The following is a 10,210-nucleotide window of genomic DNA, read 5'->3' on the forward strand; positions in this document are numbered from 1 at the left end:
TCGACTGCCGACGCGTCCGCGGGGTGACGGGTGGGTGGCTCACCAGGAGCCGGCGACGACGTATTGCGCCGTCAGGTACTGACGCGACACGTCGAGTTCTTCGGGCACCTCGTAGGGGCCGTTGCACCCGTCGAAGTCGACGCGCACGATGGGGCTGCCCTCCGCGAGCGGCAGCTCGTCGTCGAACAGCACGCCGGCGAGCCAGTTCGCGAGGTCTGCGGCCGGCTTCTCGTTGAGCTTCGATCCGGCGAGCACCGACGCACCGATCGAGCGGTCGAAGGTGGTCCAGTCGAGCCGCGACCCCGGGTCGTTACGGATGACGATCAGGGGCCGCTTGAGTGGGAGCGCCAGAGTCGGCGGCTCCTTGTTGCCGACGTCGACCGTGTGGCCGTCTGCCGCGGCGAGGTTGCGGACGTAGCCGGTCAGCCAGTGCGGGAGGTTCGGCGGGGTGACTCTCATCCTTTCGCCCCCTTGAGAGCGCGGGCGAGGGTGCCGGTCTTGCTCTCGATGAGCAGCGTCTTCGGGTCACTGCCGACGACGCGCGTGGTGCGTCGGTAGCGGGACTCGTGGTGCTCGATGTGCAGACCGTCGCGGTACTCCTCAGTGTCGACGGGCGCGGTCGCCTGCGCGATGTCGAGCGCGCGGTTTCCGATGCCGTCGACGAGCGCCTCGACGGGCGCGGTGCGAAGGATCGATTCGAAGAATCCCTCGTTGAACTCCATCTCGGTGTCACCGCTGCGGGCCATGCGTGCCTCCTCGGTCAGCCGACCGATCGGGTCAGCGGGATCTCACGCGGCGGAGTCCACCCCGTGAAAGGGTTCGTATCCGCGGCAGGCGGGATGCCGTCGATCGTGTAGACCGGCGCACCCTCTCCCCCATCACGAATGCGGTCGCCTTTGGCGACGTCGACCTCGCCTTCGCAGAACAGCGACTTGGCTTCGATCGCCTGCTCGCGCGACGCGTTCGACAGCAGTGAGGTCGATGTCTGGGCGATGAACGCACCGGGGATGGGGAGCACGTCGGGGTTGTTCCAGTCGCCGGGGATCTGCTCCGAGGGACGGTAGGGGTCAGGAATCAGCCCGGCTCGGAGTCTGTAAACGGTGCGCCCGTGGGGGAAGTCCATTCCGCTCACGACCCGTACCGCTCAGGCCAGAGCTGGGCGACGATGCCGCCTGCGGGAAAGCTCGCTGCCGAGTGCCCGGCCGTCGTGCGGGAGGCATTGCAGAGCGCGCGCAGTGCTCGCGTGGGCTGTCCTTCGAACGCCGACTGGATGTCGGAGTAGTCCACAGCTGCGGATCCGATCCGCTGCCCTTTGACGAGGTGCGAGCCGCGAGCGGCGGCGCTCTTGAAGACGCGCTTGAGGATCGAGATCGCGTTCGCGCGATCCTCGGAGTCTGCGTCGAAGCTGAAGATGCAGGGGGCGATGTCACGGGCGACGACGAGCACCTCGCGTGCGAGGTCTTCGTCAGATCCGATCTCATCGTGTGTGATCGTCATGATCATCGCCCCCTGTCTCTCACTTGGTGTCGTCCGCGAGCAGCGCGGCGATGATCTGCGGGCGGTTGCCCGGCTCGGCCGGAGTGATGACGGCGTCGCCCTCACGGCCTTCGTTGCGGGTAACGAGGTCGGCCTTCAGATCCTTGACGCTGACGCCCTTGTAGACGCCCTCGTCGAAGGTCTCTTCCTCTTCGGTCTCGTCGGCGTCTTCGACGTCGACGGCTTCGATGAGGCCGCGGTCGACGAGGCGCTCGAGCTGCGCCTCGTCGATGCCGCCGGGGATCACGCCGCCACGCTGGATCAGCTGGGCGACGCGGTTCCCGGATGGCGACCCGATCGAGACCTTCACGAAGGCGGCCGATGCGATGTGCTGGGTGCTCATCACGGGGCCTCCGTTCCGGTCACGTAGTATGCGGCGAGCGGGTCGGTGACGATCGGCACGTGCACGTTGCGTGCCTGCAGGCGCGTCTTCTCCGCCTTGCCTTCACGGATCGCGGCGATCTCCACGCCGGTGTCTCCACCGATGTGCACCATCTCGGGCGTGGGGATCTGCTCCCGAGCGATGCCGCCGAGGCGGCGACGGTCGAGGAACAGCGGGTCGGGGATGTCGTCCCCGTCGTCCGGCAGCCAGGTAAGGCCGGCGATCGTCGGGAACTCGTCCGTCAGCGCCTGCCCGCTGTCCTTGGGCAGGATGTCGAGCAGCTCGGGGATCACCTCGGCGTACAGCTCTCCGGGGAGCACGACCGTGTCGATCGCGTAGCCGAGCTTCTGCTTTCGCACGAGGGCCTTCACGCGCAGCGCGTCCTTGTAGACCTGCTTCGCGGTGGTCCACGCGGCACCGGCAGCGACCGTGTTCGTGACCGACGAGGCGATGGCGCCGAGGGCGGCATCGTTCGCCGAGAACACGAGCTCGGTCTGCAGGAAGGTGAACGCGTCGTCGATCGGCGACCGGAGGAGACGACCGACCTGCTCGTCGGTGACCTCGGTGGCGAGGCCCTCCTTCATCGCGGAGTAGAACTCGTACTCCTCGGCTGACATGGGAGTGAGCTTGTACTCACTGCCGGGGGCGATGATCTCGGCACCGCGAACGGCGCGGATGACCTCGTTGATGGGGACGCCGATGGCGCCGCCCGTGATGGTGAAGCGCTTCTGCAGGAGGAACAGTCCGAGGAACTGCTGTGCCTGCAGGATCTCCGCGAAGCGGCGAGCGACGAGCGTCGGGTTCTTGAGGAACGCGACGAGGTCAGCTGCCGAGACGTTGGCGAGCTGGCTCGGGGTGAGCGGGTAGGTCTGCATCGTGCTCTCCTTTCTTAGAGCTGGACGGCGCGCACGAGCGCACCATCGGCGGCGGACGACAGGGCGACGAACACGGCAGTGCCCGCCGCGACGGTGCGAACGGTGCCGGCGGCACCGGTCTCGAGCCGCTGGCCGCGGGTGATGGCACCCGATGCCTTCAGCTCGTGGATGGGCTTGCCGACCTCGACGGTCAGCTTGTCGCCCACGGCCGCGTCGTGGCCGGCGACGCCGACGTACTTCGCGGATCCGGCGGCCGCGGGCGTGACCGACATGTCGGCGGTAGCGCTGACCTCGACGGCCTGGCCTGCGGTGACCGCGGCCGTGACGCCAAAGGTGACCGTGTCACCGGGACGGAACAGGGGCAGGTAGCTCTTGACGGCCATCTCAGGCCTCCTTCGCGGTGGGGAAGATCGACCCGTACAGCGAGTCGTCAGCGCTGGTGAGGGTGTCGGAGTGTCCGACCTCCTCGACGTGGACGGTGTTCGGCGCGAGCGAGTCGATCACCTTGGCGGCGGCCTCCTCGTTGGCGTCGAGCATCGCGCGGAACTCCGGCGCGGATGCCGCACTGATGCGGCCCTGCTTCAGAGCGTTCTTGATGACGCCGTCACGGCGGTCGCGGATCTGCTGTTCGCGGGCCTCGCGGCCAGCGGCGGCGTCTGCGCGCATCTGGGCGAGGACGTTGTCCTCGATCAGCTGCGTGCCGGGGACGGTGGCAGCGGGTGCTGCCGGGGTGTCGGTCTGTTCGCTGAGAACCTCGTCGACGGCGGCCAGAAGGTCGTCGTCAGAGATCTCGGCATCGGTCACGCCGAGCCGTGCGGACAGGCCAGCCTTCAGGGCGTCGCTCATCGCGAGTGCCTCCTTCTGGGTGGGGTTACCCGGCTCGGTCGAGCTCGGGGTCTGGACCGACGCGATCGCGCCGGTGCGGTTCTTCATCAGGCGGGCACGCGCGGACTGGTACTTGTCCTCGACGGTGTCGCCTTCCAGCGGATCGAGGAGGTCATCGTCCTCTGCGCCCGCGGTGGAGGTCTCCCCGGCGTCCTTGACGACGGCGACTCGATCGGCGAGCCCGGTCTCGACCGCCTGCTGCGCGGTGTACCAGGTCTCTGCGGAGAGCAGTTCGCCCCAGGCAGACTCTCCCGCCTTGTCTCGGTAGATCGAGATGATCGACTCTTCGACGCTGTCGAGCACCTCGGCTTCCTTGCGCATGTCTGCGGCGTTGCCCCAGACGATGGTGGAGGGCGAATGGATCATCATCTGCGTGCCGGGCGACATGACGGTCTCGTCACATCCGACGGCGATCACGGATCCGGCGGATGCCGCGAGCCCGTCGACCACCCCGAGGACGGTCGCCTTGTGCGCTCGCAGCATGTTGAGGATCGACATCGCTTCGAACACCTCACCGCCGGGCGAGTTGATCCGGAGGATGATCCGAGTGACGGAGTCGGGCAGAGCGTCGAGTACGTCGCTGACGTCGCTCGCGCTGATGCCCCACCAGCCGCCCCAACTGTCGATCGGACCGTAGAGCCGGATCGTCGCGATCGCGCCTTCGCCAGCGGGCGAGGGCATGGTGATCGCGTCGAAGAACTCGGCCTTCGACTTCGGCGGGGTGTGGCTCCCCCAGAACCGGTTTGCACCGGTGCTCTGATTCGTCATGCGGCCTCCTCAGCCTGTGTCGATGGCATGCGGGTCACGTCGGGCCCGTCGCCGGTGATGTCGGCGCCGGCGCGGCGGATGATGTCTCGCGCCTCGTCCTGCCGCAGTACCGGCTTGTCCGTGCCGAGGTAGATCTTCTGCACGACCTCGGCGACGAATCGGGCGAGCTCGCGCGACGCCTCGTCGTCCTCGGTGGCGGGGATGAGGTCTTCGACGGGCAGGCCGAACTTGTCGCGCACATACGCGCGCAGACTGTCGTCGACCTTGATGGCCCCGCTCTCGATGAGCGCCTTGATCGCCTCGGCGGTGATCTGCTGCTGCTCGCCGATCGCAGCGGGGACGATGCGGGGGGCGGGCTCTTCGCTCCCCCAGTTCTTGTCGACGAGATCCTCGATGACGTGCTGTTGGATGACGTCGGCCATGTTCTGGGCGACGGCATTCAGCGAGTCGGTGAAGAAGTTCGCGAACGTTGACCCCAGCGCCCACGACCCGGTCTCGGTTCCGAGGTTCAGGAAGTGAGCGAGGACGGCGCGGGCGATCTGCTCGTCGTAGTAGCGGATCGGCTTGTCGGTGTCGGGCAGCTTGCCGCTGACGCCGACGAACTGGAACGTCGATTCTTTCGAGAGCGAGACGCCGGCGGCCTCTCCCGCGCGTGCTTGCTTCACGATCTCGAGACCGCGCTTGATCTCCGCGTCCAGCCACTCGACCATCTGGTCGAAGTCGCCCTCGGGCGGCTCGCCTGCGGTGAAGACCGGCATGCCGAGGCCGTTGCGCTCGGCGGTCAGCGCCTGGATGCGCAGGACGCGGTCCTTCAGGATCCACATCTTGTAGGCGGAGCGGAGCAGCGATTCGCCGAGCCAGTTGGCGCCCTCGCGCTCGTGCACGAATGCGACCAGGTTCTCGACTTCGATGCGGACCTTGCCGCTTCCCATCAGCCCGCCCTGCTCGATCGCAACGAGGCCGCCGTCGCGGGCGACCTCGATGTTCGTGATCGTGCGCGGGGGTCGCCAGGCGAGTTTCGCGAGGTGGGTGGCACCGGTCGACTGGTCGTAGACCTGCTCGAAGTACGAGTGCCCGTAGACGAGTGAGAGCAGCGCGAGACGCAGGAACTCCTTGAACGAGAACCGGCCCTTCGTGCGCAGTGGCGCTGTCGGCGGCTGACCCTTGATCGGCAGCCCGAGATCGGCCGCGATATGGGCGACCACCTCGGGGCGGCATCCAGTCCCGTCGATCGCCCACTCGGTGCGCATGATCGGCAGGGTGACGGCGCGGAGCACCGACTTTACCTGCGGATCTTCGCGGCGCATCCGGTCGAAGACGTTGATCGACTTCGGCCACTGCAGGTCCGGGTTCTCTTCGTTCGTCTCCGCGACCCAGTTCATCCAGCCGGGAAGAGTCGACTCGACCTGGTATCCGGTCTCAGCCAAGGTGGACCTCCTCCGTCAGAACCGCGCCGTGGCGAGGTCCAGGTCGTTCCCGCCGACAGCGTCGCGGGTGAGTACCGCGGCCTTCGGCGGTGGCGGTGTGCGCTTCTTCGGGGATGCCTCGGACTTGAGAACGCCCCACAGCGCCCAGGTGATGGCCTGCGCCATCGTCACGGGCTTCGTCGGGTCGGACTGCTCCCAGGTGACACCCGCGCGGCCGATGTTCCGGGTTGTCGCCAGCTCGAGCGACTTCGTCACCTCGGGCTGGTCGCGGTGCGGGACGAGCCCGGCGTTCACGTGCTCGATGAACAGGGTGTGCGAAGCGGCGATCTCGTCGAGGTTCATGGCGAGGTACTTGATGCCGGCCGCGTCGAGTGCGCCGATCACGGCGGCCGCGTTCTTCGAGTCGAGCACGACGAGCGCGTTCCCGTATTTCGCCTTGAGCTGCTTCAGCATCGGCGAGATCCATCGCGTGCCCGATTCGGTCCAGATGTGCTCGACGGCGATGTGCTCGGAGTCGACGCGCACGGCGGCGCCGATGGTGCCGTACCCGCCACCCCGGCCGAGCGCGAGAGACAGCACGACGCCGTCGCCACTTACTGCGGCGTCGTCGCGAGCGTGCCGCTTCCACACGTCGAGATCGAGCTCGGACAGCTTCGCCGCGACCTCAGGTCGACGGCTCGGCCAGATCGAGCAGCGCTGACGGGCGAACGCTTCGGGGTTCGTCTGGCCCATGCGGTTCCAGTCGTCCTCGACGGTCTTCCACGCGAGGCGGATGCCGAGGCCCGGGTTCCCCTCCCGCCATGTCTGCGGGTCGCCGAGATCGATCTTGGCCGCGAGGTCCGGGTCGTCCGATCCGACGGGCGTGTGTTCGATCCAGCCGGTGCGCTCGAAGCCGCCCTTGCGGCCACGGTCGCGCAGACCCTCGAAATACTCGCCGTCCTGATCCTCTTTCGGGACCGTGCCAGTGAACAGCACCTGCTTGTTCGGGCTCGCGTCCGTCGCCGGCAGCAGCGCCTCGAGGATCGTCAGCGGTGAGTGCTGCGCCTCGTCAACGATCAGCACGTCGAAGGAGACACCGACGCCGGCCGCGCCGGTGCGGGTGAAGAAGACGAGGCGGTTGCCGTTCTTCAGCTCGATCGCCCAGTTGCCGTTTCCGGTCGAGATGCCGGTGACGCCCTGCGCGGTCTGCTTGCCACCGCCGACGAGCTCGGCGCGGAGGATCGGCGAGGCGAGGATGATGCGGCGAGCGCGGCGGAATGCTTCGCGGGCGGTCGCGCCTTCGTGGGCGGTGTGCCCGATGAGCTTCGGGGCGCCGTCCTCGCGGGGCCAGAGGTACAGGTGGGCGAGTTCGTACGGGAGCAGGATGTTGCCCTTGCCCTGCTGGCGAGAGACGAGGATCCCGAACTCGGTCGCCGCCCACTGGCCCTCGGCGTCGATCGACGCGATCGCCTCGAGTCCGCCTTCCTGCCACGGGTCGCATTCGATCGATGCGAGGTCGCAGATGTCGAGGATGTCGTCGACGAGGGTGTCGGTGCGGCTAAGTGGTAGCGCCCTTACTCTCGGCTCTTGCAGCCCGAGCTGCTCGGGCTTGGGCGAGTTGGTCGGCAAGAGTCAGCTCCTTCGGCGTCTCCACCGGGCCGCGAGTCGCTTCGACGGCGGTCTGGAATACGCGAGCGATTGGAGCGATACGGGTCGGATCCTGCTCGGCAACGGTCTTGAACACCGTGCGGAGCGTGTCGACGATCAGCTTCATGTCGTCCGGCTTCTCGGCATCGTCGGTCGGCGGAGCATCGGGAGTCGGCGTGAACACGGGCTTCTTGTCGGCTCGCGGCGACTTCCGCCCCGACGACTCGCGACCGGCCTCGGTGTGAGCACGTCGGCACGCCGCGTCGACCTCGACGCCCTCGCGGAGGTGGCGACGGTACGCGGCATCGGTGCCACAAGGCGCCTTGGGACGTGCCATCGAACTCCCCCTCCCAGCGAATTCCCCCATGCGGCGTTTTTACCTGCGGAGAGAGCTGCCAGGACCGCGCGGGAGGTGGGCAGCACCGGGGCGACCCTGGATTTTCTGGCGACCTGCGTGCGGGCGCTCAGCGGGCTCGCATGGTCGCGGTGGCCCACGCGATGCGCAGGAAGCCGAGAGCGAGGCTGAGGCACCACCGACGGCTGTTGAGCACTACTCCGGGACCGGGGCGGGCGGCGGTCAGCTTGGTCGGCAGGGTCGCCACCTCCACAGGCTCACCATCACCCACGACGATCAGCACCCGAGTGGTGATGCTCCCTGCGAGCACGGCCATCACTCGCCGCCTGTCGTGGCGAGTGATGGGCCAGCATGCTGCATGAGCTCCCCCACCACGTCGACGGACAAACCGGGCGCCTCGGCGATCTCGTCAGCGACCATGCCGTAGGAGGCATGCGGGCTGCGAGGTGTGACGATCGCGACCGGCTCGATGCCCAGCGACTCGGCGTGCTCCTGGCCCGCCTGCTTCGTCGGGGCGAGCACGATGATCCGACGCGTCGGGTAAGGCGCGACGTCGACAGCCTCGACACTCTCGCCCTGGTCGCCGTAGGTGATCTCGACCGCCTCCGGGTCGATCTCGGCGATGACGACGTCTACGCGGTTGCTCGTGTTCACGATGCGCTCCATATCTCGGTGGTGGCGTTGTCGCTCTTCCGTGAGTTGCAGGTGAGGTGCATGGGCACGAGCAGGCCGCCGGCTAGGCGTCCACCGTTCCCGAGCGCATCGTCATGGTCAGCAGTGAACGACATGCGGTGACCGGCAGGCAGGTCGGTGTCGATGTGCTCACCGCATCCCCACCCCGACGGTGAGCCGTACCCGCACGGCAGGTCTTGGGCCTTCGTGCGACGCTTCAGCGCTCCCTGCTGGCGACGATAGGCACGATGCCCCTTGCCATCTCGAACTCTCTTCGCGGCCACGATCACACCTCCGTGGGGGCTGGCGCTCGGACGGAGGGGCGGCGTCCACGGCGGGGGAACGTGACGCGAGCCCTCAACCCTCCGTCCGAGACATTCAGCGAGTCGATATGGTGGCCGGATGAGTGACCCGTTCTCGATCGTTCACCAAATGCGTACGCAGGCTCAGAATGATGAGCAGAATCAGCTTCTTGCCGCCCTCGTCGAGACGATGTCGGGACAGGCCGCAGTGATGAAGGAGCAAGCCGAGGCAGCCAGTGCGTCGCAGCGGGCAGCGTGGTGGATCTCGCTCGCTTCGGTGCTCGTCGCGGCGGGCTCTCTGGCCGTCGCGATCCTCGCCCTCACCCTCGGCTGAGCAGCGGGCGGGCTGATGGGGAAACTCGTTGTCGATATGCTCAGCGCACCTACGAACGAGCGAAGGAGCTCAAGATGGCGAAGCTGAACGTGTACGAACGACCCGACGGCACCTGGGGGTGGCGGCTGTACGGCGATAACAACTCAGACATCATCGCGACCGACGGTGGTCAGGGCTACCAGAAGCTGGAGTACTGCGAGGAGATGGCGGAGAAGATCATCGGCGGCGAGTACGCCGATGCGCCGAGGACGATCACACGTCGACTTCGCGGGTGACTCGTGCGGGCGGCCGGTGGGACATGCCGGCCGCCCTGCTGTGGATGAGGTCATATCCGACCCGCTCAGCCCGCCCGCGAGGTAGGTGCGCCTCGGCGAAGGCAGGCCGGAAGACTAAGCCCCGCCGCCCATCACCGCTCGAGGGTTCGCATCATGCGACCAGCCCGGTGCTGCTCGCTCTCCGGTCCCGATCTATCGAGCAGCGGGAGGTCATGGCTAGCGGCGGTCGCTCTGCAGAGGGATGTGAGCGTGTGGTGGCGGGGCCACACCCGAGTACGACGAAAGCCCCGCCGGATGGGCGAGGCTTCGGTCACAGTTCAGGTGCAAGCACAGCTTAACAGAATCAGCGCGCACACTTCCAGCTGATCAGCTCGGCGTGTTGTTCGGATAGTCTCCTGCCTATGTCTACGGATACAGCGGGGGAAGCCGCTAGCAGGCGAAGAGACATCCTGATCGATGTCCTCGTCGCAGTGATCATCTTCGCCGCGGGCGTCGGACTAGCTACCCTCCTCTGGCTGTGGGGCTCAGGACGATGGTTTGATCAACCATTCCTGAATGTCGTGTCCTGGGTCGGCGCGCTCATCTCATTGGCCGGTGTCGTGCTCGCGTACCTGATTTTCCGGCGTCAGGCGCGTCAATCGAAGCGGTCAACCCAGTATCGGAATCGGGTTCTATCCGACTTGCAGGTCTTGGTGAGCGGTGTCGATTCGAAGGTCACCGACATGGTCGACCGGCTGAGCCTCCAGGTTTCCGATGCCGATGCAGAAGACGGC

Annotated in this window: 16 protein-coding genes; 3 read left to right on the plus strand and 13 right to left on the minus strand. The window is 67.2% G+C overall.

Features of this window, described 5'->3' with window-relative positions; translation table 11 throughout:
- Positions 1 to 39 precede the first annotated feature (39 nt).
- From RU09_RS06090 to RU09_RS06145, 13 genes are all read right to left on the minus strand, one after another.
- On the minus strand, positions 40 to 459 hold the full coding sequence (locus RU09_RS06090; protein WP_042538546.1) for a hypothetical protein: 420 nt from the start codon (positions 457 to 459) through the stop codon (positions 40 to 42).
- On the minus strand, positions 456 to 746 hold the full coding sequence (locus RU09_RS06095; RefSeq protein ID WP_042538548.1) for a hypothetical protein: 291 nt from the start codon (positions 744 to 746) through the stop codon (positions 456 to 458). The genes RU09_RS06090 and RU09_RS06095 overlap by 4 nt, the downstream gene beginning before the upstream one ends.
- A 14-nt stretch (positions 747 to 760) precedes the next feature.
- Positions 761 to 1,132, minus strand: coding sequence for a hypothetical protein (locus RU09_RS06100; protein WP_156145880.1), 372 nt, complete (start codon positions 1,130 to 1,132; stop codon positions 761 to 763).
- Complete coding sequence (locus RU09_RS06105; protein ID WP_156145881.1) at positions 1,129 to 1,497, minus strand: hypothetical protein; 369 nt, start codon at positions 1,495 to 1,497, stop codon at positions 1,129 to 1,131. The genes RU09_RS06100 and RU09_RS06105 overlap by 4 nt, the downstream gene beginning before the upstream one ends.
- A gap of 19 nt (positions 1,498 to 1,516) precedes the next feature.
- Entirely contained in the window at positions 1,517 to 1,879 is a 363-nt protein-coding gene (locus tag RU09_RS06110; protein WP_042538554.1) for a hypothetical protein, read from the minus strand.
- On the minus strand, positions 1,879 to 2,793 hold the full coding sequence (locus RU09_RS06115; RefSeq protein ID WP_042538555.1) for a phage major capsid protein: 915 nt from the start codon (positions 2,791 to 2,793) through the stop codon (positions 1,879 to 1,881). Before RU09_RS06115 ends, RU09_RS06110 begins: the two co-directional genes overlap by 1 nt.
- A 14-nt stretch (positions 2,794 to 2,807) precedes the next feature.
- Complete coding sequence (locus RU09_RS06120; protein WP_042538557.1) at positions 2,808 to 3,176, minus strand: capsid cement protein; 369 nt, start codon at positions 3,174 to 3,176, stop codon at positions 2,808 to 2,810.
- 1 nt (position 3,177) lies between these two features.
- Positions 3,178 to 4,446 carry a head maturation protease, ClpP-related gene (locus tag RU09_RS06125; RefSeq protein ID WP_052492880.1) on the minus strand — a complete coding sequence of 423 codons (1,269 nt, stop codon included), beginning with the start codon at positions 4,444 to 4,446 and terminating at the stop codon, positions 3,178 to 3,180.
- Positions 4,443 to 5,873 (minus strand): phage portal protein family protein, encoded by a 1,431-nt coding sequence (locus RU09_RS06130; RefSeq protein WP_042538559.1) that lies wholly within the window; start codon positions 5,871 to 5,873, stop codon positions 4,443 to 4,445. The genes RU09_RS06125 and RU09_RS06130 overlap by 4 nt, the downstream gene beginning before the upstream one ends.
- Positions 5,874 to 5,888: 15 nt before the next feature.
- A complete protein-coding gene (locus tag RU09_RS06135; RefSeq protein WP_042538561.1) occupies positions 5,889 to 7,481 on the minus strand; it encodes a hypothetical protein in 1,593 nt (530 codons plus the stop codon).
- A complete protein-coding gene (locus RU09_RS18470) occupies positions 7,411 to 7,836 on the minus strand; it encodes a hypothetical protein (protein ID WP_156145882.1) in 426 nt (141 codons plus the stop codon). Before RU09_RS18470 ends, RU09_RS06135 begins: the two co-directional genes overlap by 71 nt.
- A 127-nt stretch (positions 7,837 to 7,963) precedes the next feature.
- The gene (locus RU09_RS06140; protein WP_042538563.1) at positions 7,964 to 8,170 is read right to left on the minus strand and encodes a hypothetical protein; all 207 of its coding nucleotides are present in this window, start codon (positions 8,168 to 8,170) and stop codon (positions 7,964 to 7,966) included.
- Positions 8,170 to 8,508 (minus strand): hypothetical protein, encoded by a 339-nt coding sequence (locus RU09_RS06145; RefSeq protein ID WP_156145883.1) that lies wholly within the window; start codon positions 8,506 to 8,508, stop codon positions 8,170 to 8,172. Before RU09_RS06145 ends, RU09_RS06140 begins: the two co-directional genes overlap by 1 nt.
- Positions 8,509 to 8,958: 450 nt before the next feature.
- On the opposite strand from RU09_RS06145, the gene RU09_RS06155 reads away from it, so the two are divergent.
- From RU09_RS06155 to RU09_RS06165, 3 genes are all read left to right on the plus strand, one after another.
- A complete protein-coding gene (locus tag RU09_RS06155; protein ID WP_042538570.1) occupies positions 8,959 to 9,162 on the plus strand; it encodes a hypothetical protein in 204 nt (67 codons plus the stop codon).
- A gap of 74 nt (positions 9,163 to 9,236) precedes the next feature.
- Positions 9,237 to 9,437: a hypothetical protein gene (locus tag RU09_RS06160; RefSeq protein ID WP_042538572.1), complete on the plus strand. Its 201-nt coding sequence runs from the start codon at positions 9,237 to 9,239 to the stop codon at positions 9,435 to 9,437.
- A gap of 401 nt (positions 9,438 to 9,838) precedes the next feature.
- Positions 9,839 to 10,210, plus strand: a 372-nt coding sequence (locus RU09_RS06165) for a hypothetical protein (protein ID WP_042538574.1), incomplete at its 3' end; no start/stop codon positions are given.

Origin of the sequence: Microbacterium sp. MEJ108Y (assembly GCF_000834175.1) — a bacterium.
Lineage (GTDB): Bacteria > Actinomycetota > Actinomycetes > Actinomycetales > Microbacteriaceae > Microbacterium > Microbacterium forte.